21 protein-coding genes and 1 riboswitch are annotated in these 25,468 nt (G+C 73.5%); of the genes, 15 read left to right on the forward strand and 6 right to left on the reverse strand.

Translation table 11 applies throughout. The features are described from left to right. Positions 1-19 precede the first annotated feature (19 nt). From JUB12_RS02970 to ruvB, 4 genes are read left to right on the forward strand one after another with little or no spacing between them, the layout of a single operon-like run. Entirely contained in the window at positions 20-673 is a 654-nt protein-coding gene (locus JUB12_RS02970; protein ID WP_205698129.1) for a TetR/AcrR family transcriptional regulator, read from the forward strand. 12 nt (positions 674-685) lie between these two features. Continuing rightward, entirely contained in the window at positions 686-1,183 is a 498-nt protein-coding gene (ruvC, locus tag JUB12_RS02975; protein ID WP_205698130.1) for a crossover junction endodeoxyribonuclease RuvC, read from the forward strand. Further along, positions 1,180-1,764, forward strand: a complete 585-nt coding sequence (gene ruvA / locus JUB12_RS02980) for a Holliday junction branch migration protein RuvA (RefSeq protein ID WP_205698131.1) — start codon at positions 1,180-1,182, stop codon at positions 1,762-1,764. The genes ruvC and ruvA overlap by 4 nt, the downstream gene beginning before the upstream one ends. After that, positions 1,761-2,771, forward strand: a complete 1,011-nt coding sequence (gene ruvB / locus JUB12_RS02985; RefSeq protein ID WP_205698132.1) for a Holliday junction branch migration DNA helicase RuvB — start codon at positions 1,761-1,763, stop codon at positions 2,769-2,771. The genes ruvA and ruvB overlap by 4 nt, the downstream gene beginning before the upstream one ends. A 431-nt stretch (positions 2,772-3,202) precedes the next feature. Here the strand turns inward: ruvB and JUB12_RS02990 are convergent, their stop codons facing one another. Then, positions 3,203-4,117: a hypothetical protein gene (locus JUB12_RS02990; protein ID WP_205698133.1), complete on the reverse strand. Its 915-nt coding sequence runs from the start codon at positions 4,115-4,117 to the stop codon at positions 3,203-3,205. Between the two features lie 108 nt (positions 4,118-4,225). On the opposite strand from JUB12_RS02990, the gene JUB12_RS02995 reads away from it, so the two are divergent. The 7 genes from JUB12_RS02995 to JUB12_RS03025 all read left to right on the forward strand — a co-directional run bounded on the left by JUB12_RS02995 (position 4,226) and on the right by JUB12_RS03025 (position 14,979). Beyond that, a complete protein-coding gene (locus JUB12_RS02995; RefSeq protein ID WP_205698134.1) occupies positions 4,226-4,675 on the forward strand; it encodes a PAS domain-containing protein in 450 nt (149 codons plus the stop codon). Positions 4,676-4,715: 40 nt separating this feature from the next. After that, complete coding sequence (gene secD / locus JUB12_RS03000) at positions 4,716-7,613, forward strand: protein translocase subunit SecD (protein ID WP_205698135.1); 2,898 nt, start codon at positions 4,716-4,718, stop codon at positions 7,611-7,613. Beyond that, positions 7,613-7,885 carry a hypothetical protein gene (locus JUB12_RS03005; protein WP_205698136.1) on the forward strand — a complete coding sequence of 91 codons (273 nt, stop codon included), beginning with the start codon at positions 7,613-7,615 and terminating at the stop codon, positions 7,883-7,885. The genes secD and JUB12_RS03005 overlap by 1 nt, the downstream gene beginning before the upstream one ends. 63 nt (positions 7,886-7,948) lie before the next feature. After that, positions 7,949-10,423 (forward strand): single-stranded-DNA-specific exonuclease RecJ, encoded by a 2,475-nt coding sequence (recJ, locus tag JUB12_RS03010; protein WP_205698137.1) that lies wholly within the window; start codon positions 7,949-7,951, stop codon positions 10,421-10,423. 152 nt (positions 10,424-10,575) lie between these two features. Continuing rightward, the gene (locus tag JUB12_RS03015) at positions 10,576-12,963 is read left to right on the forward strand and encodes a bifunctional (p)ppGpp synthetase/guanosine-3',5'-bis(diphosphate) 3'-pyrophosphohydrolase (RefSeq protein ID WP_241004396.1); all 2,388 of its coding nucleotides are present in this window, start codon (positions 10,576-10,578) and stop codon (positions 12,961-12,963) included. 3 nt (positions 12,964-12,966) lie between these two features. Further along, on the forward strand, positions 12,967-14,106 hold the full coding sequence (locus JUB12_RS03020; protein WP_205698138.1) for a Xaa-Pro peptidase family protein: 1,140 nt from the start codon (positions 12,967-12,969) through the stop codon (positions 14,104-14,106). Positions 14,107-14,133: 27 nt separating this feature from the next. Then, positions 14,134-14,979 (forward strand): bifunctional 2-polyprenyl-6-hydroxyphenol methylase/3-demethylubiquinol 3-O-methyltransferase UbiG, encoded by an 846-nt coding sequence (locus JUB12_RS03025; protein ID WP_205698139.1) that lies wholly within the window; start codon positions 14,134-14,136, stop codon positions 14,977-14,979. On the opposite strand, the gene JUB12_RS03030 is transcribed toward JUB12_RS03025, so the two are convergent. Genes JUB12_RS03030 through corA form a run of 3 tightly spaced genes read right to left on the reverse strand, consistent with a single transcriptional unit; the run spans position 14,976 to position 18,377 of the window. Then, a complete protein-coding gene (locus tag JUB12_RS03030) occupies positions 14,976-16,298 on the reverse strand; it encodes an acyltransferase (RefSeq protein ID WP_205698140.1) in 1,323 nt (440 codons plus the stop codon). The two genes, JUB12_RS03025 and JUB12_RS03030, sit on opposite strands and share 4 nt — an antisense overlap. Positions 16,299-16,351: 53 nt before the next feature. Beyond that, positions 16,352-17,341: a diacylglycerol kinase family protein gene (locus JUB12_RS03035; RefSeq protein ID WP_205698141.1), complete on the reverse strand. Its 990-nt coding sequence runs from the start codon at positions 17,339-17,341 to the stop codon at positions 16,352-16,354. Between the two features lie 43 nt (positions 17,342-17,384). Continuing rightward, positions 17,385-18,377, reverse strand: coding sequence for a magnesium/cobalt transporter CorA (gene corA, locus JUB12_RS03040; protein ID WP_205698142.1), 993 nt, complete (start codon positions 18,375-18,377; stop codon positions 17,385-17,387). Positions 18,378-18,494: 117 nt separating this feature from the next. Further along, a riboswitch (SAM riboswitch) is annotated at positions 18,495-18,592 on the forward strand. A 59-nt stretch (positions 18,593-18,651) separates the two neighbouring features. On the opposite strand from corA, the gene thrC reads away from it, so the two are divergent. Next, entirely contained in the window at positions 18,652-19,914 is a 1,263-nt protein-coding gene (gene thrC, locus JUB12_RS03045) for a threonine synthase (RefSeq protein WP_205698143.1), read from the forward strand. Then, complete coding sequence (locus JUB12_RS03050) at positions 19,914-20,192, forward strand: ubiquitin-like small modifier protein 1 (protein ID WP_205698144.1); 279 nt, start codon at positions 19,914-19,916, stop codon at positions 20,190-20,192. The genes thrC and JUB12_RS03050 overlap by 1 nt, the downstream gene beginning before the upstream one ends. Positions 20,193-20,220: 28 nt before the next feature. Here JUB12_RS03050 and JUB12_RS03055 read toward each other — a convergent pair whose 3' ends face one another. Then, a complete protein-coding gene (locus tag JUB12_RS03055; protein WP_205698145.1) occupies positions 20,221-21,141 on the reverse strand; it encodes a hypothetical protein in 921 nt (306 codons plus the stop codon). 105 nt (positions 21,142-21,246) lie between these two features. Between JUB12_RS03055 and JUB12_RS03060 the strand changes: the two genes are divergently transcribed. Then, positions 21,247-21,987 (forward strand): acyltransferase, encoded by a 741-nt coding sequence (locus tag JUB12_RS03060; RefSeq protein ID WP_205698146.1) that lies wholly within the window; start codon positions 21,247-21,249, stop codon positions 21,985-21,987. Further along, on the forward strand, positions 21,984-24,338 hold the full coding sequence (ligD, locus tag JUB12_RS03065; protein WP_205698147.1) for a DNA ligase D: 2,355 nt from the start codon (positions 21,984-21,986) through the stop codon (positions 24,336-24,338). Before JUB12_RS03060 ends, ligD begins: the two co-directional genes overlap by 4 nt. On the opposite strand, the gene JUB12_RS03070 is transcribed toward ligD, so the two are convergent. Further along, the gene (locus JUB12_RS03070; RefSeq protein WP_205698148.1) at positions 24,335-25,132 is read right to left on the reverse strand and encodes a class I SAM-dependent methyltransferase; all 798 of its coding nucleotides are present in this window, start codon (positions 25,130-25,132) and stop codon (positions 24,335-24,337) included. The two genes, ligD and JUB12_RS03070, sit on opposite strands and share 4 nt — an antisense overlap. Between the last annotated feature and the right edge of the window lie 336 nt (positions 25,133-25,468).

The raw sequence follows: 25,468 nt of genomic DNA on the forward strand, positions 1-25,468 counted from the left end.
CGGGCACACTACCCCCGCCATGGCCCGTCGCCGCCTCACCGCCGCCGAACGCCGGCAGGAGATCCTGCGGGCGGCGCTCGACGTCTTCGCCGCCTCCGGCTACCACGGGGCGTCCATCGACGAGGTGGCCCGCACCGCCGGCGTCTCCAAGGCGCTGGTCTTCCAGCACTTCGCCTCCAAGCGCGAGCTGCACGACACGCTGCTCGACGAGCACGCGACCGAGCTGTTCCGGCGCTTCCGGGCCAACGCCGAGAAGGGCACGACGGGGGAGGAGCGCCTGCGCGGCGGGGTCGATGCGTTCTTCTCGTTCGTGGAGGAGCACGCCGACGCCTGGCGCGCGCTCTTCCGCGACCAGGCCGACCCCGAGCTGCGGCCGGTCATCGACCGCCTCCAGGAGCAGGCCGTCAACGTCATGGACGCGCTGGCGCTCCAGGACCCGGGGACGCCGCGCCGCCGGCCCGACGAGAGCGAGGAGGAGTACCTCGTCGCGCTCGAGATGCTCTCGCGGCTGCTGTCGGGCTCGGTCCAGGGCCTGGCGAACTGGTGGCTCGAGCACCCGGAGGTCCCGCGCTCGGCGCTCGTGGACCGGGTCGTCGACTTCTGCTGGGTCGGTCTCGAGCGCCTGCGCGACGGCGAGCGGGCCACGCCGGGAGGCGTCCGGGGCGACGCGTAGAACCCCTGGGACGTGATCGTCCTCGGGATCGACCCCGGCCTGGCCAACACGGGCTTCGGCGTGGTGCAGCGGCGCTCCGGGCGGTTCGTCGCCCTCGACGGCGGCTGCGTGCAGACCCCGAAGACGTGGTCGCCGGAGAAGCGCCTCGCGCGCATCCACCGCGAGGTCGACGAGCTGCTGCTGCGCCACGAGCCCGACGCGGTCGCCCTCGAGGACCTCTACTTCGGCCAGAACGTCGGCTCGGCGTTCGCCGTGGGCCAGGCCCGCGGCGTCGTCCTGCTCGCCGCCGGCCAGCGCGGGGTCGCCTGCGCCTCCTACACGCCCCAGCAGGTCAAGCAGGCGGTCTGCGGCACCGGCCGCGCCCCGAAGGAGCAGGTCCAGCGCATGGTCCAGGCGATGCTCTCGCTGCCCGAGCCCCCGCAGCCCGACCACGCGGCCGACGCTCTGGCCGTCGGGCTCTGCCACGCCAACCACGCACCGCTGGCCCGCGCGGTGCTCGCCGCCCGATGATCGCGCTCGTCGCGGGCGAGGTCGCCGTCCGCCGGCCCGACCACGTGGTGCTCGAGACGGCCTCCGGCGTCGGCTACAAGCTCCTCGTCTCGGCCGAGACGCTCAAGCAGGTCCCGGCCGTCGGCTCCTCGGTCTCGCTGATGACCCACCTCGCCGTCCGCGACGACGCGCTCGTGCTCTACGGCTTCGCCACCGAGGAGGAGCGCGACCTCTTCCTCCTGCTGCTCGGCGTCCAGTCCGTCGGGCCGAAGATGGCGCTCGCCGTGCTCAGCGGTGGCCCGCCGCGCGAGCTGATGACGACGGTCGCGGCAGGCGACGTCGCCCGGCTCACGGCGGTGCCGGGCATCGGCAAGCGCACCGCCGAGCGGATCGTCGTCGAGCTGCGCGAGAAGGTCGGCGTGCCCGAGGACGCGGTCCCGACCATCACGGTCTCGCGCGGGGACGACCCGCGGCTGCTGGCCCGCGACGGCCTCGTCGAGCTCGGCTACACGCCGGCCGAGGCCGAGGAGCTCCTGCGCGGCGCCGAGGGCGAGGCGCCCGAGGCGCTGATCCAGCACGCCCTGAAGGCCGCCCGCCGGTGAGCACCGCCCGCATCCAGACGCCCGGGGTGCTCGAGGAGGACCTCGACCGCTCGCTGCGGCCCAGGACGCTGCAGGACTTCGTCGGCCAGCCCGCGGTGCGCGACCAGCTCGCGGTCTCGCTCGAGGCGGCGTCCGCCCGCGGCGAGGCGCTCGACCACGTCCTGCTCGCCGGCCCGCCCGGCCTGGGCAAGACGTCCCTGGCCCAGATCCTGGCCGCCGAGCTCGCCGTGCCGTTCGTGCAGACCGCCGGACCGGCGCTCGAGCGCAAGGGCGACATCGCGTCGTTCCTCACCGCGCTCGAGCCGCGCAGCGTCTTCTTCGTCGACGAGCTGCACCGCCTCTCCCGCGCGCTGGAGGAGACCTTCTACCCCGCGATGGAGGACGGCCAGCTGCCGATCACCGTCGGCCAGGGCGCCGGCGCGCGGGTCGTGACGCTCGACCTGCCGCCCTTCACGCTCGTCGGCGCGACCACCCGCGCGGGCCTGCTCACCACGCCGATGCGCGATCGCTTCGGCATCCAGCACCGCCTCGAGCCCTACCACGTGGCCGACCTCGCGGACATCGTGCGCCGCAGCGCCGGCATCCTGGGCTGCGCGATCGACGACGGCGGCGCGGCCGCCATCGCGTCGCGCTCCCGCGGCACCCCGCGCGTGGCCAACCGCCTGCTCAAGCGCGTGCGCGACTTCGCCGAGGTCCGCGGCACCGGCGTCGTCGACGAGCGCGCCGCCCGCGCCGCCCTCGACCTCCTGGAGATCGACGAGCTCGGCCTCGACCGCCTCGACCGCGAGGTCCTCGAGACGGTCTGCGTCAAGTTCTCCGGCGGCCCCGTCGGCCTCTCGACCCTCGCGGTCACCGTGGGGGAGGAGGCCGACACCATCGAGGACGTCTACGAGCCCTACCTCCTGCAGTGCGGCTTCCTCAAGCGCACACCGCGCGGCCGGATGGCGACGCCGCGGGCCTACGCGCACCTCGGGCTCGAGCCGCCGGCGGAGTCCGCGCTGTTCTAGGCGGCGCGCGCCGTGTCGCACGCGGTGGCGTTCCGCTCGGGCGTCGGGGGGCCCGGGGCGGTCGCCGCTCGGCACTGAGGAGGGGGGACGGCGTGCGCCCGCCAGGCTCGCGGGGCGTTGGCGGTCGGCTTGTGCGGGGTGCGCCGCGCTATGCGGCCGAAGTCACGGAACTCGGGCCGTTCGGCCCCGATCCACCGCGACCCTGTCATCTCCGGCGTTGAGGACCGGAGATCGCAGGGTCACGCGCCGGCGAACGTTCGAACTCGTGCGACCGCCACTCGGACCACGACCCGGCCGCCTCGCGACGACCGACCCGGCCGGTCGCTCCCCCCTTCGGTCACCGCGAGACGGCGACGGCGGCGAGGTCAGCGATCGCCTGAGCGGAACGCCAGCCCGCACCGCACCGCCCCGCCCCGCACCACACCGTCCCACTACGCGCACGGCCGCGACCCCAGCGGGAGCTGGGTCACCCCGCGCCGCGTGATCGCCAGCCCGTCCGGGCTCCCGTCCAGCGGGATGGGGCGCCCGCCGGCCGTGATGACGGTCGACTGCAGGCCGACGTTCAGCCGGACCTGGGTGGCGCGGAAGGTGCGCCGGCCGGTGAGCGTCCCGTTGAAGAGCTGACGGCCGTCGCCGTCCTCCACGCAGAGGAACGTGGGGCGGGCGCTGGCGTCGACGCGGACGGTGACGGTCTTGCGGCGGGCGGCCGCGCGCTTGCGGGCGGCGGCGCGCTCGCGGGCCCGGCGCCGGGCGGCGGCGCGCTCCGCGGCGGTCGGCTCGTCGGCCTCGGGGTCCGTCTCGCCCGTGGCTGCCGGCCCGGCGGCGGTCGTCGTCGCGCCGGTGCCGGTGCTGGCGGCCGTCGTCGTCGCGGTCGTGGCCGTCGTCGCGGTCGCCGTCGTCGCCGGCGGCACGAGCGTCGAGGTGGTCGGCGCGGGCTGGCCGGTCGTGCCGGCCGGCAGCGCGTCCGTCACGGCCTGCCCGCCGTCGTCCTCGACCAGCAACGACGCCGCCGCGGCGCCCGCACCGAGGACGACCGCCACCGCCACGAGCCCGACGACCGCCCGCCGCGCTCCCCCGCCACGGCCCGACCCGCCCCGCGGCACGAGGCGCACGCGCTGGTCGGCCGGGGCGTCGAGCAGCGACGGCTCGACCAGGACGCCCGCCATGTCGAGGGCGGCGGCGATCCGGCGGCGCTCCTCGGGCGTGTCGGCCTGCGCCCCGAAGGCGAGCAGGAGCTGGCCCGGCGTGGGCCGGCGCTCGGCCTCGCCTCCCTCGCGAGCGTGCCGGGCGATCCCGGAGGCGACCTCCGCGTCCTGGAGGCTGACGGGCACGTGGGCGTCGTCCATGGGGCGGGCAGGATGCTGCCACGCCCGACGGCGGCGGGCCGATCGGCGGGCGCCGCGGCTGACGGGACACCGACGGGGCCAGGGCTACAGTGCGCCGCGATCCTCGCGATGGCCCACCTGTTCATCTGTCCCAGCTGCGGCACCCGCAGCACCCAGACCGAGCGCACCGCCGGGTTCTCCAAGCGCGCCAAGCCCTGCGCGAAGTGCGGGTTCCCGTTCCAGTTCGAGCTGCTCGACGACTACTACCCCGCCCCGAACGCCGCCTTCTTCACCTGCGACCAGAAGGGCAACGTGATCGCCTGCGGCCGCGGCTCCTTCGAGCTGACCGGCCTCGGCGAGGAGCGCGTGATCGGGCGCCCCGTCAGCGAGGTTCTCGGCCTGCGGTTCGGCGACGGCGCCGACCACGTCGAGACGGTCCTCGAGTGGGGCGTGCGCAAGCTCGGCGCGCCGGTCCAGGTCAACGCGGAGGGCGACCTGCCGGCGAAGGCGACGGCCGACCTGTTCCCGGCCTACGACGACGACGGCGGGCTCCTCCTCGTCCTGACCCCCGCCGGCTGACCCCCTCGGGCCACCTCACCGGTACCCTGGCGAGCCGCACATGACAGACCGTCGGCGCAACGTCTTCATCCTCCTGCTCGTCGCGGGCCTCCTGGCCGCCTCGGCCTTCGTCCTGGCGACGAAGGAGACGAAGCTCGGCCTCGACCTGGAGGGCGGCGTCTCGCTCGTCTACCAGGCGTCGCCGACCCGCAACGTCGACGTCACCCCGGACTCGGTGGACCGGGCGATCGACATCATGCGCGAGCGCGTCGACCGCCTCGGCGTCGCCGAGCCCGAGATCGCCCGTCAGGGCGCCGACCAGATCGAGGTCCAGCTCCCGGGCGCGACGAACGTCCAGCGCGCGATCGACCAGGTCGGCACCACCGCCCAGCTGTACTTCTACGACTGGGAGAAGAACGTCCTCAACGCCGACTGCGAGACGGACCCGACGGACGCGAACGTCACGGGCGGCCCGTCGGCAGGCAACCCGGGTGCGGGGACGATCCCGTACTACGGCGCCGTCATCCGCGCCTCGCGCTGCCCGGCGACCAACGAGCCCGACGACACCACGCAGGGCCTCTTCTTCGGCGTCGACGACAAGGCCAAGAAGGTCATGTGCGGCCCGCTGGAGACCGAGGCCGACCTCCGCGAGGCCTGCCGCGAGGACCGCAAGCGGATCACGAGCGTCCGCGAGGTCAAGCGCGGCACCATCGTCGTCCAGTCCGAGGCCCCGGAGGGCGACAGCCCCGAGGAGAAGGCCGCGCGGGTGACCGCCGAGGACGCCTACTACGTCCTGCGCGACGACCCGGCGCTCAGCGGGACCGACATCAAGAACCCCGAGCAGCAGTTCGACAACGGGCCGGGCGGCAGCGGCCAGCCCAACGTCACGTTCGAGTTCAGCGACTCGGGCGCCAAGAAGTGGCAGACGGTCACCCGCGAGATCGCCCAGCGCGGCCAGGAGCAGTCGCTGCCGGGCACCGACCCGCGGGCCGCCGCCCAGCACTTCGCCATCGTCCTGGACAACGAGCTCGTCTCGGCGCCCTACATCGACTTCCGCCAGAACCCGGACGGCATCGACGGCCGCACCGGCTCGGAGATCTCCGGCGGCTTCACGATCTCCAGCGCGCAGAACCTCGCCGACCTCCTGAAGTCCGGCGCCCTGCCGCTGAAGCTCCAGCTCATCTCGCAGTCGCAGGTCTCCGCGTCCCTCGGTCAGCAGGCGCTCGACGACGGCGCGATCGCGGGCCTGGCGGGCTTCGTCGTCGTGGCGCTGTTCCTGCTGCTCGTCTACCGCTTCCTGGGCGTCATCGCGGTCGGCGCGCTGGTCATCTACGCGGTCTACTTCTACGCGCTGGTCAAGCTCATCCCGGTCACGCTCACGCTGCCGGGCATCGCGGGCCTGATCCTGACGCTGGGCGTCGCGGCCGACGCGAACATCGTCATCTTCGAACGCGTCAAGGAGGAGATCCGGTCAGGCAGGTCGGTGGTCGCCGGCATCGCCGCGGGCTACAAGCGCGGCCTGAGCGCGATCATCGACGCGAACGTCGTGACCTTCATGGTCGCGTTCATCCTCTTCATGCTCGCGACCGCGGGCGTCCGAGGGTTCGCCCTGACGCTGGGCCTCGGCACCATCGTCTCGCTGTTCACCGCCGTCCTCGCGACGCAGGCCGCCCTCGGCCTCATGCAGCGCTCGCGGGCGATCTCCCACCCGGCGATGCTCGGCGCGGAGGCCAAGGAGCGGCCGCCGCGCACCCGCATCGACTACATGGGGTACTCGAAGTGGTTCTTCAGTGCCTCCGGCGTGATCATCCTGATCGGCGCCTTCGCGCTGGCGGGCAAGGGCCTCGAGTTCGGCATCGACTTCGAGTCGGGCTCGCGGATCAAGGCCTCGCTCACCGAGCAGCCGAACACCGACCAGGTCCACCAGGTCCTGGAGCGCGCGGGCTTCGGCGACGCCGAGGTCCAGCGGGTCGACAACGACTCCGAGCTCGGCGGCTCGGGCTACCAGATCTCGCTGCCCGAGACGGGCGAGCAGGTCGCCCAGGTCCGCCCGGCGCTCGAGCGGGAGTTCGGCGCGGCCAAGGCGTTCCAGTCCAGCTCCATCGGCCCGACCTTCGGTGAGTCGATCGCCAACTCGGCGATCATCGCGATCATCGCGTCGCTGATCGTGATCTCGGTCTACGTGTCACTGCGCTTCGAGTGGAAGTACGCGGTGCCGGTCCTGATCGCGGTCGGCCACGACATCCTCATCACGGCGGGCGTCTACGCCCTTGTCGGCCGGGAGGTGACGACGTCGACGGTCGCGGCGTTGCTCACCATCCTCGGCTTCTCCTTGTACGACACGATCATCGTGTTCGACCGCATCCGCGAGAACGTGCCGCGCATGCCGCGAGCCACGTTCACGCAGGTGGTCAACCGGTCGATGAGCGAGGTCATCATCCGCTCGCTGGCGACGTCGTTCTGCACCCTGCTGCCGATCCTGGCCCTCCTGGCCTTCGGCGGCGAGACCCTGCAGGACTTCGCCTTCGCGCTCGCGGTCGGCACGTTCTCCGGCACCTACTCGTCGGTCTTCATCGCCTCCCCGGTGCTCGCGCACTGGAAGGAGAAGGAGCCGCTGTACCGCCGGCGCCGGCGCAAGATGCTCGAGCAGCTCGGCGAGGTCCCGGCCTACGCCACGACCCCCGACGGCAAGCCGCTGGAGATCCAGCTCTCCGACGACGCGCCGCGCCGTGGCCGGCTCACCTCGCCCGACGACCCGGAGCGCCGCGTTTCCCAGCGCGAGTTCCAGCAGCTGGTCGAGGACATCCAGCACGAGACGGGTCCGCAGCGGACGGCGACCGAGGAGCGGCCCGACGGCCGCGCCGCGGACGCCGCGCCCGAGGACCTCGTCATGAAGGACGACAAGCGGGCCAACAAGCCCAAGCGACCGCGCAACAAGCGTCACGGGAGGCCGCGCTGATGAGCATGCTCGTGTGGGTCATGACCGGCCTGGCCATCTGGCACTTCACGATCTTCATCCCGGACCGCTTCGCGGGCGGGATCGTGGGCGCGCTGCTCGGCGCGATCATCGGCGCGGTCGTGTTCGGGCTGGTCATCAGCGGCTTCGAGGTCCCGGGCCGCAACGACACGGAGCTCGGCGCGGCCCTCGAGGCCGTCCCGGGCTCGCTGCTGGGCATCGCCGCGGTGTACTTCCTGGGTGTGTCGCGCGGCAACGAGGCGCTCGAGCTCTAGCCATCCTCGGCGCGTGGACGGACCGGCCGGTCCGTCCACCCGCGCCCGTAGCGTGCCGGCGCGGTGGAGCGCCGTCTGCACGTCGAGCCCGTCCCGGGCGCCACGGTCCTCGCGCTCGAGCGCGAGCTCGGGGTGCCGCATGCCGTCGCCCAGGTCCTCGCGCGGCGCGGGTTCACCGACGCGGCCGCCGCGCGCACGTGGCTGGCGGCCTCCGAGCGCCACGAGCCCTCGCGCTTCGCGGGGATCGAGGAGGCCGTCGCGCTCGTCCTGTCGCACGTGCGCGGCGGGACGCGGATCACGGTCCACGGCGACTACGACGTCGACGGCGTCTGCTCCACGGCGATCCTCGTCCGCTGCCTGCGCGGGCTGGGCGCGGACGTCGACTGGCGCCTGCCGTCGCGCACCGAGGACGGCTACGGGCTGTCGGCGCGCACCGTCGAGGAGCTCGCGGCCCGCGGGACGCGGCTCCTGGTCACGGCGGACTGCGCGATCACGGCGGTCGACGAGGTGGCCCTGGCCCACCGGCTGGGGATGGACGTCGTGGTCACCGACCACCACGCCCCGCGGGCCGACGGCGTCCTGCCGTCCGCGCCGATCGTCCACCCGGGGGTGCGCGGCTACCCGTGCCCGGAGCTCTGCGCCGGCGGCGTGGCGCACAAGCTCGCGCTGGCCCTGCACGCGGCGGCGGGCGCGCCGGACGGCTACGTCCCGGCCGACGACCTCGACCTCGTGGCGCTCGCGACCGTGGCCGACTGCGTGCCGCTGGTGGGGGAGAACCGCCGGCTCGTGCGCGAGGGCCTGGCGGCGCTGTCGCGGACGACGAAGCCCGGCCTGCGCGCGCTCATGCGCGTCGCGCGGGTCGATGCCGCCCGGGTCGACGCAGGGTCGATCGGCTTCCGGCTGGCGCCGCGGATCAACGCCGCCGGCCGGCTCTCGCGGGCCGACGCGGCGCTCGAGCTCGTCCTGACGACCGACCCGGCGCGGGCCGACGCGATCGCCGACGAGCTCGACCGGGCCAACGCCGAGCGCCGGCACGTCGAGACGCGGATCCTCTTCGAGGCCGAGGCGCAGGTCGCCGCCCAGGGCGAGCAGCCCGCCTACGTCCTCGCCCACGACGAGTGGCACCCGGGCGTCATCGGGATCGTCGCCTCGCGCATCGCCGAGCGTCACCACCGCCCGGTCGTCCTCGTGGCCCTCGACGGGGAGGAGGGGACCGGGTCGGGACGCTCCATCCCGGCGTTCGACCTCCTCGGCGGCCTCAACGCGTCCGCCGGCCACCTCCTGCGCCACGGCGGCCACCGCGCCGCGGCCGGGTGCACCGTGCGCCGCGACCAGCTCGGGGCCTTCCGCGCGGCGTTCGTCGCCCACGCGGCGTCCGTGCTGTCGCCCGAGGACCTCGTGCCGGTGCAGCGCGTCGACGCCGTGGTCGCCGGCGACGAGCTGGGCCTCGACCTCGCCGACGCGCTCGAGCAGCTCGCGCCGTTCGGGATGGGCAACCCGTCCGTGCGCCTCCTCGTCCCGGCCGCCAGGCTCGTCGACCCGCGGACGATGGGGGAGGGCAAGCACCTGCGCTTCACCGTCGAGTCCGGCGGCGTCCGCGCCCGGGCCGTGGCCTTCGGGCAGTCCGAGCTGCCCGCTCACGACGGCCCGCTCGACGCGGTCTTCGAGCTCGAGCGCAACGAGTTCAACGGCGCGGTCGAGCCGCGGCTGGTCCTGCGCTGCGCCTGCCCGCCCGACTGCGGGGAGATCGTCCTGGTCGGCGAGCCCGCGCCGCGCACCGCCGCGTGGACGGCGGCGGTCCTCGAGCACGGGACGCCCGCCGGGGCCGACGAGCCGCTGGCGGCGCCGACGCCCGCCGAGCGCCTGGCCGCCGCGCCGGCGCCGTCGCTGCTGGCCGCGGGCAGCCCCCGCCTGCGCCGCGACCGCTGTGGGGGCGGCCTGGCGGGGACGCTCGGCGCGCTGGTCCACACCGGCGAGTCGGTGCTCGTCGTCGCTGCCGACGGCCCGGCCCGGGCGCGGCACCTCGCGGGGCGCGCCGGCGGCTTCGCGGTCTGCTCGTGGGCCGAGCTCGTCGCCGACCCGTCGCTCGCCGCCGCCCACGTCCACGTCCTGGCCCTCGACCCGCCGCCCGGCCCGTCCGCCCTCGACCTGCTCGCCGCGGGTCCGCACGGTGGCTCGCTCGTGCTCGGCTGGGGCGTCCCCGAGACCTCGTTCGCCTCGGCCGTCCTCGAGCGCGACCTCGACCTGCGGCCGCTCGCCGCGGCCGTCTACCGCGCCGTGCGCGCCGGCGGCGCCGCCGGGCTCGCGGCCTCGGACGTCGCGGCGCTGCCCGCTCGCGCCGTCGGCCGCGCGCTGCGCGCGCTCGCGGAGGTCGGCGTGGTCGCGGTCGACGCGGCCGCCGGGACGGGCGCCGTGGTCCCAGACGCGCCGAAGGCCGACCTCACCGCCGCGCCGACCGCCGTCGCGGCGGCGCGGGCGCTCGAGGCGGGGCGCGCGTGGCTGGGCGAAGGCGCGGGACGGCGGGTCGCGGCGGCCTAGGCCGCACGCTTCCGCCCCGACGGACCGTCACCCTGTCATCTCCGGTCTGGGGGACCGGGATCGACAGGGTCACGGCACGACGCCGCAACGACCGCACGCAACGACCGGCCAACCCGCCGAGGCCGCCCGGCCACTCGGGTACCCTCAGGGAGATGGCCGACCAGCGCGAGTCGCCGCGCACCGCTCCCGCCGCCCCCAGCGCCGCCCCGAACGGCAGCGACGGCGCGGGCGTCGTCCAGCGCCGGCCCGTGGACCGGGTCGCGCACCCGGAGCTCCACGCGGTGGACCTCCGGGCACCGGGCGACCTCACCGCCTACGAGCGGGGACTGCTCGGCGACCTCTTCGCGATCGTCGAGGAGCACGCGGGCGACGCGGCGCTCGACGTCGACCGAGACCGGGTCGAGGAGGCCTTCCGCTTCGCGTGCGAGCACCACGCCGACCAGCGCCGCAAGTCGGGCGAGGAGTTCATCGTCCACCCGGTCGGCGTGGCGAAGATCTGCGCGGGGATGCGCCTCGACACCGAGACGCTCGTCGCCGCCCTCCTGCACGACACCGTCGAGGACACCTCGGCCTCGCTCGAGGAGGTCCACGAGAAGTTCGGCGAGGAGGTCGCGAACCTCGTCGACGGCGTCACGAAGCTCACCGGCATCACGTTCACGTCGCGCGACGAGGCGCAGGCGGAGAACTACCGCAAGATGATGGTGGCGATGGCCTCGGACATCCGGGTCATCCTCATCAAGCTCGCCGATCGCCTGCACAACATGCGGACGATCGACGCGATGCCCAAGCAGAAGCAGATCGAGAAGGCCAAGGAGACCCTCGAGATCTACGCGCCGATCGCGCACCGCCTCGGCATCCACGCGATCAAGTGGGAGCTCGAGGACCTCGCGTTCGCGGCGCTGCACCCGCGCAAGTACCAGGAGATCAAGGGCCTGGTCAACCAGCAGCGCGAGGAGCGCGAGCGCTACGTCCAGAAGGCCGGCGAGTACCTCGCCCGCGAGCTGGAGGCGCTGGGCATCGAGGCCCGGATCTCAGGCCGCGCGAAGCACTTCTACTCCATCTACTCGAAGATGACGAAGAAGGGCCGCGAGTTCAACGAGATCTACGACCTCACGGCCATGCGGGTCATCGTCGACTCGGTGAAGGACTGCTACGGCGCGGTCGGCGTCATCCACTCGCTGTGGAAGCCGCTGCCCGGGCGCTTCAAGGACTTCATCGCGATGCCGAAGTTCAACATGTACCAGTCGCTGCACACGACGGTGATCGGGCCCGAGGGTCTCCCGCTGGAGATCCAGATCCGCACCCAGGAGATGCACGACCGGGCCGAGTTCGGCGTCGCCGCGCACTGGATCTACAAGCAGGACCCGAGCAAGCAGGACGGCCCCGCCGGCCCGCAGGAGGGCGAGGAGAAGCTGCGCTGGCTGCGGTCGATGGTCGACTGGCAGCAGGACCTCCACGATCCCAAGGAGTTCGTCGAGACCCTGAAGGTCGACCTCTTCGACGAGGAGGTCTTCGTCTTCACGCCCAAGGGCGAGGTCAAGTCGCTCGCCGCCGGCGCGACCCCGCTGGACTTCGCCTACGAGGTCCACACGGAGGTCGGCCACCGCTGCGTCGGCGCGAAGGTCAACGGCAAGATCGTCCCGCTGAACTACGCGCTGCGCTCGGGGGACATCGTCGAGATCCTCACCTCGAAGCGCGACCGCGGCCCGTCGCGCGACTGGCTCGCGCTGGTCAAGACGACCCGCGCGCGCAACAAGATCAAGCAGTTCTTCAAGGCCGAGTCGCGCGAGGACACCGAGCACACCGGCCGCGAGCTGCTCCAGGAGCACCTGCAGAAGAACGGGCTGCCGCCGCAGAAGATCGTCTCGAGCCCGCTGCTGGCGGACGTCATCCGCGAGATGGGCTTCCGCAAGGCCGACGACTTCTACATCGCGCTCGGCGGCGCGAAGATCAGCCCGAAGGTCGTCGTCAACAAGGTCCTGCAGCGCCTCAAGCAGGGCGAGGCGGCCGAGACCGACCAGGTCGACCCCGCCGAGGCGCTCGTCTCGACGCGGCGCCAGCGCCGCCAGCCGACCGGCAGCGCCGTCTCCTACGGCATCCGCGTCGACGGCGTGGACGACGTGATGCTGCGCCTGGCCAAGTGCTGCCGGCCGGTGCCGGGCGACCCGATCGTCGGCTACGTCTCGCTCGGCCGCGGCATCACGATCCACCGCGACGACTGCCCGAACACCGCCGCCCTGCGCAAGGACCCGGAGCGCTTCGTGCCGGTCCACTGGGAGGGCGACCACCAGACGGCCTTCAAGGTCGAGCTGCAGATCGACGCGTGGGACCGCCACCGCCTCCTCGAGGACCTCAGCCGGACGCTCGCCGAGTCGGGCATCAACATCGTGGAGGCGCGCTGCATCGTCTCCTCGCCGATGGTCCAGAACCGCTTCGTGGTCGAGGTCGCCGACACCCAGGCGCTCAAGCAGACGATCACCAAGCTGCGCAACATCGAGTCGGTCTTCGACGCCTACCGCATCACGCCGGGCGCCTCCTAGCCGGTGGGTCCTCTCGTCCTGGTCGGCGACTCCGAGCGCAGCGCCGCGCTGCGCCACGAGGTCGGCATCGCGGTGGCCGACCCGTTCCTGCTGGCCGACGACGGCGAGCGCACGCTCATCGTCGCCTCGCACCTCGACATGGGCCGGCTCGCCGAGGCCCGGCCCGACGCCGAGCGGATCGACTTCCTGGAGCTCGGCTTCCGCGAGCTCATCGGCTCGGGGATGCGCCGGGGCGAGGTGCTGCTCGAGCTCTGGTCGCGTGCCCTGCAGCGCTTCGGCGCCCGGGAGGCGCTCGTGCCGGGCGACTTCCCCGTCGCCGTCGCGGACCGCCTGCGCGCCGACGGGCTCGCGCTCGACGTCGACCAGGCCGCGGTCGACGAGCGCCGCAGGGTGAAGACCGCCGCCGAGATGGACGGCATCCGCCGCGCCCAGCGCGCCGCCGAGGCGGGCTTCGCGGCCGTGGTGGCGCTGCTGCGCGACGCGCAGGGCCGCGACGGCGTCCTGCACCGGCGCGACGGGCCTGCGCTGCGCGCCGAGGAGGTCCAGGCGGCCGCCCGCGAGGCGTGCGCCCAGGCCGGGGCCCCCGCACCGCCCGACGTCATGGTCGGTGGCTACGCGCAGGGCTTCGGCCACATCGAGTCGGTCGGCGAGCTGCCTGCCGGCCTGCCGATCCAGGTCGACCTGTGGCCGCGCGACGAGCGCTCGGGCTGCTACGCCGACATGACCCGCACCTTCGTCGTCGGCGAGGTGCCCGACGCGGTCCGCCGCCAGGAGCAGCTGGTGGCGCAGGCGCTGCGGACGGTCACGGAGCGCTGCCGCCCGGGCGTGACCGGCCGCGAGCTCTTCGACGCCTGCTGCGACGTCCTGGAGGCGGGTGGGCACCGCACGATCCGCACCGGGCCGGGCGACGATCCGACCGAGGGCATGCAGTTCGGCCTCGGCCACGGCGTGGGCCTCGAGGTCCACGAGGCACCCGGGCTCGGCCTCGCCGGCAGCGAGCCGCTCGTCCCCGGCGACGTCGTGGCCGTCGAGCCCGGGCTGTGGGAGCGCGACCTCGGCGGCGTGCGCTTCGAGGACCTCCTCCTCGTGACCGAGGACGGCTGCGAGGTCCTCACCGACTTCCCCTACGACCTGACGCCCTAGCGGCGAAGGCCCGTACGATCCGCCGTCATGCCGCCGGTCGCCACCCCCTCTGACGACCTCGCCCGCCGCGTGGCGGAGCAGTCCTGGTACCACGTCCTGGACCTCCCCGGCGGGATCACCACGCCCGGGTGGTTCGACCTGCGCCCGTCGCGTGCCGTCGTCCCGCTGCCCGCCCGCCTCGACGGCCTGCGCTGCCTCGACGTCGGCACGTGGGACGGCTTCTGGGCCTTCGAGATGGAGCGCCGTGGCGCCGCCGAGGTCGTCGCGATCGACATCGACGACCCCGAGCGCTGGGACTGGCCGCCGCAGACGTTCGTCGCCGACGTCGCCCGCGAGGACCGCCTCGCCTTCCTGCGCGGGTTCAAGGCCGGCGCGGCCGGCTTCCACCTCGCGCACGAGGCGCTGGGCTCGAAGGTCGACCGCCGCGACATCTCCGTCTACGACCTCGACCCCGACGAGGTCGGCCAGTTCGACGTCGTCTTCCTCGGCTCGCTGCTGCTGCACCTGCGCGACCCGGTCCGGGCGCTCGACAGCCTGCGCCGGGTCTGCAGGGGCCAGGCGGTGATCGCCGACACGATCGAGGCGATCTCGACGTGGACCCAGCCGCGCACGCCGACGGCGCGCCTCGAGGGCCTCGACCAGTCGTGGTGGTGGATCCCCAACCGCGCCGGCCTCTTCCAGATGGTCGAGTCCGCCGGCTTCCGGATCCAGCAGCGCACGCCGATGTACTTCGTCCCGACCGGCCCGGCGCATCCGCCGGCGGGTCGCGGCGACGTGCTCAAGGCGCTGCGCACGGCCAAGGGCCGCCAGGCGGCCATCGTGGCCCGCAAGGGCCTGCCGCACGCCGCGGTGCTGGCCGAGCCGCTGGGCTAGCGCGCGTCGTCGCCGACGGCGACGGCCGCCGGCTGGCCCGCCGGGACGGCAGGCCCGATCGACGTGCCCGCCGCCGCGGCGTCGGTGCGCAGGGGGAAGAAGCGCTTGAGGCGCAGCGCCGGCTCCTCCACGAGCTTCCAGCTGACCGTCGCCACGGCGATGGAGCCGGCGAGGCCCACCAGGACCCACACGACGTAGGCGTCGTAGCCCCCCTTGACGTCGAGGCCGGCCTTCGTGACGACGTCGAAGACGAAGAAGTGCCAGAGGTAGATGCCGTAGGAGACGGTGCCCAGGTGCAGGATCGGGCGGGTCGAGAGCACGCGGCGCACGGCGCCGACGGGGCCCCAGCCGAGCAGGACCGGCGCGACGAGCAGCGCGCCCAGCCCGATGTAGGCGGTGTACTCGGCCAGGAACCGCGGGCCCGACCAGATCTTCTGGAAGACCCCGGGGTCGTCGGCCTGCAGGAACAGGAGGGTGCCGGCGAGCAGCAGCGCCCAGGCCGCCCAGATGGTGGTCGCCGACAGCGCGCGGCGCAGCCAGGCGGGGATCGAGGCGGGGTCGGTCTGGTCCCACAGCGCGATGACGGCCAGCGCCATGCCGATGGCGAAGCCGTCGAAGTACGAGACCGGCCAGCCGATGAAGGTGTTCTCGACCGTGACGAGCCCGCCGGTCGCGGCGTTGACGACCTTCCAGAGGATCGAGCAGGCGGCGAAGACGCCGAGCCCGAGGAGCTCGGCGCGCAGCCAGGGCGTGCCGCGCCGGACGAGCCAGGCGATGCCGGCGGCCACCGCCGGCAGCACGAGGTAGAAGGCCAGCTCGACGTCGAGCGTCCAGGCCTGCGGCACCGCGCGGTCGGCGCGTCCGTCGAGGTCGCCCCACAGGGCGAAGAGGCCGAACCACGACACGCCCTCGCCCGCGGACCCGGGCGTGTTCGACACGGAGGTGACGATGTCGAAGGCCGAGTAGACGACCATCGTCGCGATCAGCACCGTCCAGTAGGCGGGGAAGATGCGCAGCCCGCGGCGCACCGCGTAGGCGACGTAGCGGGGCGCGGCCTTGCCCTTGGCGTGCGCGGCGGCGAAGGGCGAGTAGAGCAGGAAGCCCGAGAGGGCGAAGAAGACGGGGACGGCCGAGTCGAAGTGGCGCCAGACCTCCGCGGTGAAGGTGCCGGGGATGAACGTCGCCGAGAAGATGCCGGCGTGCAGCAGCACGACGGTGCAGGCGGCGAGCCCGCGGGCGCCGTGCATCGCGCTCGCGCGTACCTCGTCCGCGCGCGGGCCCTCGACCGCGGCGATCCTGCCCTCCTTGAGCTCCCCCACGGGGCGGCAAGGTACCGCAGGCCCCGCCGCATGGCGACGGTCCGGCCGCGGCGCTAGGCGACGACGGTGAGGGCGCCCGGCTCGACGCCGAAGCGGGCCTCGGTGACGTCGCCGATCCAGTCGCCGTCGACCTCGACGGGCACGGGACGGCCGTCGGTCGAGCGCACGACGAGGCCGTCGACCGGGCCGAAGGGCTCGATGTGGCGGTGGTCCACGACGGCGGCGCGGCGCGAGAACAGGCGGAAGGCGACCGTGGGGATGGCCGTCGGGCGCGTCGTGCGCAGCAGGATCCCGCCGACCTGGCCGTCGTCGAGCTCGACGCCCTCCGCGACGTGGAGCGGGAAGTCGTTGAAGTACGTGAACGGGTCGCCGTTCTGGACGATCGCGGTGACGCCGGAGGACCGCCCGCCGTCGGCGAACTCGGCCTCGAGGCGGGGCGGGCGCACGGTGTACTCGCGCAGGAAGGTCGTGACCGCGGCGTAGGTGAAGTACCAGGCGCCGAGCTTGGACTTCAGGCGCGGGCGGCTGTCGACGCGGCGCACGACCGAGGCATCGAGCCCCACGCCGCAGGAGAAGGTGAAGCGCCGGCCGTTGACCGTCGCGAGGTCCACCCGGCGCGGCTGCCAGTCGTCGGCGATGCGCAGCAGGTGCTCGGTCGCGTCGACGATGTCCCCCGGGATGCCGAGCATCTTGCAGAAGACGTTCGTCGCCCCGCCCGGGAGCGTCGTGAGCGGGGTGGAGGAGCCGGCCAGGCCGTTGGCGGCCTCGTTGACGGTCCCGTCGCCACCGAAGGCGACCACGACGTCGTAGCCCTCGTCGCGGGCCTCGCGGCACAGGGCGGTGGCGTGGTCGCGGCCCTCGGTGTCGATCGCGTCGACCGCGTAGCGGCCGCCGAGCGCCGCCACGACGAGCGTCTTGAGTCGGTCGCTGACCGTCGTCGCGTACGGGTTGACGATCACGAGCATGCGCTTGCGCTCGCTCGGGTCGGTCAGGGCGAAGGCGTCGCCCAGGCGCTCGAGGGACTCCGTGGGCGGCGCGCTCATGCGCCCGTTCCTACACCACGGACACGGGCCGGTGACATCCGGCTCACAGGAAGCCGCGGCGCCGGAAGAGCGTGAGCATCCCGGCGAGGACGATGACCATCACGCCGATGACGATCCAGAAGCCGAGCGGGTCGCCCTCGCCGGGCACGTGCGTGTTCATGCCGAAGACCGAGGCGATCAGGGTCAGCGGCAGCATGATCACGCTGAAGGCGGTGAGGATCCGCAGGACGTCGTTGAGGCGGTGCGAGAGGACGGCCTCGTTGGTGGCCTCGAGGCCCTCGATCACCTCCTTGAAGTTCTCGAGCATGTCCCAGATGCGCTCGGACGCGTCGTTGACGTCGTCGAAGTAGATGTCGAGCTCGCCGGTGACGTAGCGCTTCGTGCGCTCGAGGTCCTTCAGCGCCGCGCGCTGCGGGCGCACGATCTTGCGGAAGTTGATGATCTCCTGCTTGGCGTTGGAGATGTCGCGCACGACCTCGTCGTTGCGCTCCTCGAAGATGTCCTCCTCGAGGCGCTCGAGCTTCAGCCCGATCTTGCGCAGCATCGGGAACGACGAGTCCACGAGGTCGTCGACGATCTTGTAGAGCAGGTAGCCCGTGCCGCGGGTGAAGAGCTGCTCGCGGACGTCCTCGCGCGAGGAGCAGCGCTCGAAGAGGTACTCGAGCGGCTGCAGGCGCTCGTTGGGCAGCGTGACCAGGAAGTCGGGCCCGACGAAGATGTCGAGCTCGGCGGCGTTCAGGCGCCCGGCGCGCTTGTCGTAGACCGGGAAGTGCAGGACGACGAAGAGGTAGTCGTCGTACTCGTCGACCTTCGGGCGCTGGTTGCGCGAGAAGACGTCCTCGTAGTCCAGCGGGTGGAAGTCGAAGTGCTCCTCGAGCCAGGAGCGGTCGGCCGGCCGCGGGTTGGCGATGTTGACCCAGCGAAGGCCCTCGGCCTCGACGACCTCGACGTTGGGGCCGTCAGGCTCGGCGGGCCGAAGGGGCTCGCCGGGTGCGCGCGCCGGACGACGGAGCCTGGGCTTGGGCAGTCCAGGCACGACTGAGGGGGTCGTCGGTCGGGTGCACGATGTCGTCCATCGTACCGTCGTCGGCTCCGGTCTCGGCCGTCTGGTGGGTCCGTTGCGTGCCTGCTAGGGTCCCGGAGCACATAGCTGGACACGTCCAGAGGGGTGGAGGGACTGGCCCTGTGAAGCCCCGGCAACCTCCCGTCGCGCAAGCGGTGGGGATGGTGCCAATTCCTGACAGACGTGTGGCGGGCTTCCTGCTTCGCCGCACGGGTAGGTACCGGCGAAGAACCACAGGGAGTCCCGAATGGCTGTCACGAACCTTGCGTGCCGCGAGTGCGGCACGGAGTACGAGCTCACCGCGCAGTACGTCTGCTCGCGCTGCTTCGGCCCGCTCGAGGTCAAGTACGACTTCGACGAGCTGCGCATCACCGACGCGTCGTCGCTGCGCCGCCGGATCCAGTCCGGGCCGCAGAACATCTGGCGCTACAGCGACTTCCTGCCCCTCGAGGGCGGGGTCCCGGGTCCGTCCTCGCGGATCCTGTCGCGCGCCGGCCTGCCCGCCGGCTGCACCCCGCTCGTGCGCGCCGACCGCCTGGCCGAGCGCCTCGGCCTCGGCGAGGTGTGGGTCAAGAACGACGCGCACAACCCGACGCACTCCTTCAAGGACCGCGTGGTCGCCGTCGCCGCCCAGCGCGCCCGCGAGCTCGGCTTCGACACGCTGGCCTGCGCCTCCACCGGCAACCTCGCCAACGCCGTCGCGGCGGCGGGCGCGGCGCTCGGGATGCCGTCCTACGTCTTCATCCCGCACGACCTCGAGGAGCAGAAGGTCCTCGCCACGGGCGTCTACGGGACCAACCTCGTCAAGGTCCGCGGCAACTACGACGACGTCAACCGCCTCTGCACGGAGATCTCCGGCGAGCACGAGTCGTGGGCGTTCGTGAACGTCAACATGCGCCCGTACTACGCCGAGGGCTCCAAGACGATCGCCTACGAGGTTGCCGAGCAGCTCGGTTTCGAGATCCCGGATCGCATCGTCGCCCCGATCGCCTCGGGCTCGCTCTTCACGAAGATCGCCAAGGGCTTCGGCGAGTGGCGCGAGCTGGGCCTCGTCTCGGGCGACCTGCCCGTGATGCACGGCGCCCAGGCCGAGGGCTGCTCCCCGGTCGCGCAGGCCTTCGCCGAGGGCGCCGACGTCTGCCGCCCGGTGCGCCCGGACACGATCGCCAAGTCGCTGGCCATCGGCAACCCGGCCGACGGCCCGTACGCGGTCGAGCTCGCCCGCAAGAGCGGCGGCTCCGTCGAGTCGGTCACCGACGACGAGATCCGCGCCGGCATCCGCCTGCTGGCCGAGACGACCGGCATCTTCACCGAGACCGCCGGCGGCGTGACCACCGCGACGCTCGCCAAGCTCGCCGAGGCCGGCAAGCTCGACAAGGGCGACCGCGTCGTGCTCGTCATCACCGGCGAGGGCCTCAAGACCCTGGACGCCGTCCGCGGCACCTTCGAGTCCTACGAGATCGCGCCGGACTTCGACGAGTTCGAGTCGGCCGTGGGCGTGCGCGCCTGATGGCGGTCAAGGTCAAGCTCCCCGCCCAGCTGCGCTCCGCCGCGGGCGGCAACGGCTCCCTCGAGGTCGACGGCGACACCGTCGGCGCCGTCCTCGACGCCGTCTACGCCGCCCACCCGGAGCTCAAGGACCGCCTCTCCGACGAGTCCGGCGCGCTGCGGCGCTTCGTGAACGTCTACGTCGACGGCGAGGACGTCCGCTTCGACGGCGGCCTCGAGCGCGCGGTGCCCGACGGCGCGGAGGTCCAGATCCTCCCGGCCGTCGCCGGCGGCTGCTGAGCCACCGGCGCCGGCTGCGTCGCCGCGCCTAGGGCGCGGCGACGTCCAGGGACCCGCAGGCGCCGAGGACGGTGTCCAGGGGATCCGCGACGACCGTCATGGCAGGGTCGCACAGGACTTCGTCAGCCTCGCCGTCCCGGACCAGGACGGCGACGGGCAGCTGCTGGTCGGCCCGGCTGACGTGGTCGCGTCCCGGCCCGCCGACGATCGTGCCGCTTCGGGCCAGCAGGTGGTCCGCGCCCGCGCCCCCGTCGACCACCGCGATGTCCCCGCCCCGCGCGGCGAGCACGTCGTCTCCGCCGAGACCGGCGACCGCTCCGCCGCCGTCGGTGATGCTGAGGCCGTTGGCGTCGGCATTGCCGGTGAGGGACGTCGAGGCCGCGCCCGTGACCGTCACGGACCCGGTTCGGACGTCGTCGCCCTCGCCCGGGGCACCGTCGTTCGCCATCCCGTCGAGCGTGACGGCGACGGTCGCTCGGCCGCCGTAGGTGAGGGAGCTCGTCGTCGCGAAGTAGCGGTCGCCGCGCGACGCCGCCGGGGGCTCGTCCTCGACGATGCGCAGCGCGGGGCCGCTCTGGACCAGGTCGGCGCCGTGGTTCGGCCGCACGAGCGCGCCCTGCACGCCCGTGCGCACGACGTCGTCGCCATCCCGGAGGTCCGCCGAGAACGAGAAGGGGCTGGTGGAGCAGACCGCTGAGCCCACGAGGAGGCTGAGACACCCGCTCGAGCCCGGCCAGATCAAGACCTGGTCGGTGACCTGGACGGCGGTCGGACCGTAGACGGGGTTGCCGCTCGTGGAGAGCTGCAGCACGTTGTGCTCGCCGGCAGCGGCGTAGTACGTGATCCCGGAGGGACCTCGCACGAGCGTCGCCGCTTCGGTGGGCGCCGCAAGCGCACCGAGCGCTGCGCCGACCGCGAGGCCGGCGAGGACCGTCTTCCCCCTGGACATGCGACGCACCGTACGAAGGTGCGCTTGACCGGCGCAAGGCGCGTGCGACCGATGGTCGGGGAGTGCGACAGGCGGTCGGGGTCCGTGGCGGCTAGGGTCGGGCGCGTGCTCGGGAACGTCGCGACCGCCGTCCGCGCGCTGCGCTTCGCGCTGTGGTGCGCGGCGCTGAAGGCGCGGCTGGGGCGCCACGGCGTGCGGGTCCGCGTCGATGCCGACGGGACGCCGCGGTTCTGGACGCTGCCGGCCATCGAGCCGGTCGTGCAGGGCCGGGGCGGGTCGTTGGCGATCCGGCTCGGGCGAGACGTGAAGCTCGGGCGATCGCTGGTGCTCGAGGTCTACACGGGGCGCGACAACGTGCTCGACGTCGGCGACCGCTCGACGTTCGAGGCGTGGTGCCGCGTGCAGCTGTGGGGCGGCGAGATCGTCCTCGAGCACGACGTCCACGTGCGCGACATCTGCCTGCTCAAGACGAAGTCGCGGCTGCACGTCGGCCACACCTCGGTCATCAGCCGCGGCGTGCACCTGCACGCGACGGGCGGGATCGACATCGGCCACGACTGCGGCATCGGGGAGCGCACGTCGATGATCGACTCCGACCACCTGGCCGACGGCTCGGACACGCCGTTCCTCGACCGGCCCCTGAAGATCGGGCCGATCGTCGTCGGACCGAACACCGTCATCAGCGCGAACTGCGTGCTGCTGCGCGGCACGCGCGTCGGGAAGAACACGGTCGTGGCGGCCAACGCGGTGCTCAACGGGGGCGAGTTCCCCGACGGCTGGCTGGTCGCGGGCGTCCCCGCGTCGGCCAAGCGCGCCCTGCCCGGCGCCCCCGCCGCGGTGCGGTGAGCGACCTCGGCGAGTACCAGCGCAAGCGCCGGGCGGGCAAGACGCCCGAGCCGGGCGTGGGGGAGGCCAAGCCGAAGGCGAAGCGCTCACGCGCGAAGGCGCCCGACCTGCCGCGCTTCGTGGTCCAGGAGCACTCGGCCACGCGGCTGCACTGGGACCTGCGCCTGGAGCACGACGGTGCGCTCGCGTCGTGGGCCCTGCCCAACGGCATCCCGAGGACGCTCAAGGACAACCGCCTCGCGGTCCACACCGAGGACCACCCGCTCGAGTACCTCGACTTCCACGGCGACATCCCCAAGGGCGAGTACGGCGCCGGGTCGATGACGATCTGGGACCGCGGCACGTACGAGGTCCTGAAGTGGGAGGAGCGCAAGGTCGAGGTCGAGCTCCACGGGGAGCGCGTGCAGGGCCAGTACGCCCTCTTCCCGATCCGTCAGGAGCGTGGCAAGGACGAGTGGATGATCCACCGCATGGGCTCCGCGGCCGACCCGGAGGCCGAGCCCATGCCCGAGGTCCTGACCCCGATGCTCGCGCGCCTCGGCGACCTGCCGCCCCAGGACGACGACTGGGCCTTCGAGGTCAAGTGGGACGGCGTGCGCGCCGTCGTCTTCTCGACCCCGGGGCGGATCCGGTTCGTCTCGCGCACCGGCAACGACATCACGCCCCGCTATCCCGAGCTGCACCGGATGAACCGGGCGCTGTCGATGCACGACGCGGTCCTCGACGGCGAGGTCGTCGCCTTCGACGAGCAGGGACGCCCGGACTTCGGCCTGCTGCAGTCGCGCATCCACCTCTCGGGCGAGGCGCGCGTGCGGCGGGTGGCCAAGGAGCGCCCGGTCACCTTCATCGCGTTCGACCTGCTGTGGCTCGACGGCCACTCGCTCATGGGCGAGCCCTACGAGGAGCGCCGCGCGCGGCTCAAGGAGCTGCTGGCGCCGGGTGAGCGCTGGCAGGTCCCCGACCACGTCGTCGGCGGTGGGGCGGCGCTGCTGGCCGCGACCCGCGAGCAGGGGCTCGAGGGCGTCATCGCCAAGAAGCTCGGGACGCCCTACGAGCCGGGCCGGCGCAGCGGCTGCTGGATCAAGGTCAAGAACCGGATGCGCCAGGAGGTCGTCATCGGCGGCTGGGTGCCGGGGGAGGGGCGCCGGCGCGAGCGCATCGGCGCGCTGCTCGTCGGCGTGCGCGACGACGGGCGCCTGCGGGCGGTCGGGCGCGTCGGGACGGGCTTCACCGAGGCCGAGCTCGACCGGCTGCGCGCCGCGCTCGAGCCGCTGGTCGTCGACAGCTCGCCCTTCGACGGCGGCGGGCCGGCGCCGCCACGCGGGTCGGTCTTCGTCCGCCCGACGCTCGTCTGCGAGGTCGAGTTCGTCGAGTGGACGCGCGACGGCGTCCTGCGCGCGCCGTCCTACAAGGGGCTGCGCGACGACAAGCCGGCGTCGCTCGTCGTGCGGGAGGAGATCCGCAACGGCCTGATGGTCGAGGTCGAGGGCCGCGAGCTGAAGCTCTCCAACCCCGACAAGGTCCTCTATCCCCAGGTCGGCTTCACCAAGCGCGACCACGTCGAGTACCTCCTGGCGATCGCGCCGGTCCTGCTGCCGCACATCCGCGACCGCCAGCTCACGCTCAAGCGCTACCCGAACGGGGTCGAGGGCGACTACTTCTACGAGAAGAACGCGCCGTCGCACCGCCCCGACTGGGTCGCCACGACCGACGACGGCTTCGTGCGGGCCGACTCGGCCGCGACCCTCGCGTGGCTGGGGAACCTCGCCGACCTCGAGGTCCACACGCCGATGCACCGGGCGGACACGCCGGAGTGCCCCGCGATGGTCGCGTTCGACCTCGACCCGGGCGAGCCGGCGGGACTGCTGGAGTGCTGCCAGGTGGCGGTGGTCCTGCAGGGGATGTTCGACCACCTCGGCCTCAAGGCGTTCCCGAAGACCTCGGGCTCGAAGGGGATGCAGGTCTACGTCCCGCTGAACAACCCGGCGGCGACGTACGCCTTCACCAAGGGGTTCGCGAAGGCGGTCGCGGAGCTGCTCGAGAGCGAGGCGCCGGACATGGTCGTCTCGCGCCAGGCCAAGGCGCGGCGCAAGGGCCGGATCCTCGTCGACTGGAGCCAGAACGACCGTCACAAGACGACGGTCTGCGTCTACTCCCCGCGCGCGCGTCCGCGGCCGACGGTCTCGACGCCGCTGCTGTGGGAGGAGGTCCACGAGGCGCTCGAGGCCGGCGACGCCGACCGGCTCGTGTTCGACACCGCGGGCGTCCTGCGGCGCGTCGAGGAGCACGGCGACCTGTTCGCCGAGACGCTGACGCTCGTGCAAGAGCTGCCGCTGGGCGGCGGCGCCTAGGCGGGGCGGCGGCCGACGACGAGGCGGAAGGTCCCGGCGAAGCGGAAGGTGCCGTCGGGCCGGCGGAACGGCGCGGCGGCAGGCGCGAGGGCGGCGCGGACCGCCTCGGGGTGGGCGGCGGTCGCGACGCCGGCGCCGTCGACGAGCGCGCGCTGCAGCGTGGGGAGGTCCGCGACCGCGTAGGGGACGTCGACGTCGGTGGCATGGACGACGTCGAGGCCGGCCGCGCGCAGGAGGTCGTCGGCGACGCCGGGCGTCCCGAGGGCCGGCGGGGGAGGGGCTTGGTCGTCCTGCGCCTCGCCACCACGCGCGGGTGGCTCGAGGTCGCCGAGCGCGGCCATCACCACGGCCAGGTCGCGCGTCGCGGGCGGACCCCAGGTGCAGACCGCCAGCCGGCCGCCGGGGGCGACGACGCGCGCCGCCTCGCGCAGCGCCGCGGCGGGGTCGGCGGCGAACTGCAGCGCGTTGACCGCCGTGACGACGTCGAAGGCGCCATCGGGCCAGGGCAGCGCCTCGACCGGCCCCTCCCGCAGGTCCGCGCCCGGCACGCGACTACGGGCGACGGCGAGCATCCCGGCCGCCGCATCGATGCCGGCCACCTCGGCCCCCCGCTGCGCCGCGAGCGCGACGAGCTCCCCGGTTCCGCACCCGACGTCCAGCAGTCGCGTCCCCGACCCGACTTGCGCGACCTCGACGATCGCCTCCCGCGCCGGCGCCGCCAGCCGGCCCCAGTGCTCCGCCCACGCCGCGGCCCGCGCGCTCCACTCCGGCCCCTCGACGTCGGCGGTGCTCATCCGCCGATCCTCGCCGATGCGACGGGGTCTGACCCCGAGCGGCCAGCATGCGACGGGGTCTGACCCCGTGCGGTGCCAGGGGTTGTCGCATGCGACGGGGTCTGACCCCGTGCGGTGGCAGGGCTTGTCGCATGTGACGGGGTCTGACCCCGTGCGGTGCCAGGGGTTGTCGCATGTGACGGGGTCTGACCCCGTGCGGTGCCAGGGGTTGTCGCATGCGACGGGGTCTGACCCCGAGCGGTGCCAGGGGTTGTCGCATGCGACGGGGTCTGACCCCGAGCGTCGTCCCCCGGTCGTGCGAACATGTGTTCGCATGGACGGGATGGTGGAGTGACG

This window comes from Conexibacter sp. SYSU D00693, assembly GCF_017084525.1.
In the GTDB taxonomy this organism is placed as follows: Bacteria; Actinomycetota; Thermoleophilia; order Solirubrobacterales; family Solirubrobacteraceae; genus Baekduia.

Coding starts and splice junctions, on each gene's coding strand:
- JUB12_RS02970 (WP_205698129.1), top strand. CDS start 20: ATGGCCCGTCGCCGCCTCACCGCCGCCGAACGCCGGCAGGAGATCCTG.
- JUB12_RS03035 (WP_205698141.1), bottom strand. CDS start 17,341: ATGAGCGCGCCGCCCACGGAGTCCCTCGAGCGCCTGGGCGACGCCTTC.
- JUB12_RS02995 (WP_205698134.1), top strand. CDS start 4,226: ATGGCCCACCTGTTCATCTGTCCCAGCTGCGGCACCCGCAGCACCCAG.
- secD (WP_205698135.1), top strand. CDS start 4,716: ATGACAGACCGTCGGCGCAACGTCTTCATCCTCCTGCTCGTCGCGGGC.
- thrC (WP_205698143.1), top strand. CDS start 18,652: ATGGCTGTCACGAACCTTGCGTGCCGCGAGTGCGGCACGGAGTACGAG.
- JUB12_RS03055 (WP_205698145.1), bottom strand. CDS start 21,141: ATGTCCAGGGGGAAGACGGTCCTCGCCGGCCTCGCGGTCGGCGCAGCG.
- JUB12_RS03005 (WP_205698136.1), top strand. CDS start 7,613: ATGAGCATGCTCGTGTGGGTCATGACCGGCCTGGCCATCTGGCACTTC.
- ruvA (WP_205698131.1), top strand. CDS start 1,180: ATGATCGCGCTCGTCGCGGGCGAGGTCGCCGTCCGCCGGCCCGACCAC.
- JUB12_RS03070 (WP_205698148.1), bottom strand. CDS start 25,132: ATGAGCACCGCCGACGTCGAGGGGCCGGAGTGGAGCGCGCGGGCCGCG.
- JUB12_RS03015 (WP_241004396.1), top strand. CDS start 10,576: ATGGCCGACCAGCGCGAGTCGCCGCGCACCGCTCCCGCCGCCCCCAGC.
- JUB12_RS02990 (WP_205698133.1), bottom strand. CDS start 4,117: ATGGACGACGCCCACGTGCCCGTCAGCCTCCAGGACGCGGAGGTCGCC.
- JUB12_RS03025 (WP_205698139.1), top strand. CDS start 14,134: ATGCCGCCGGTCGCCACCCCCTCTGACGACCTCGCCCGCCGCGTGGCG.
- JUB12_RS03050 (WP_205698144.1), top strand. CDS start 19,914: ATGGCGGTCAAGGTCAAGCTCCCCGCCCAGCTGCGCTCCGCCGCGGGC.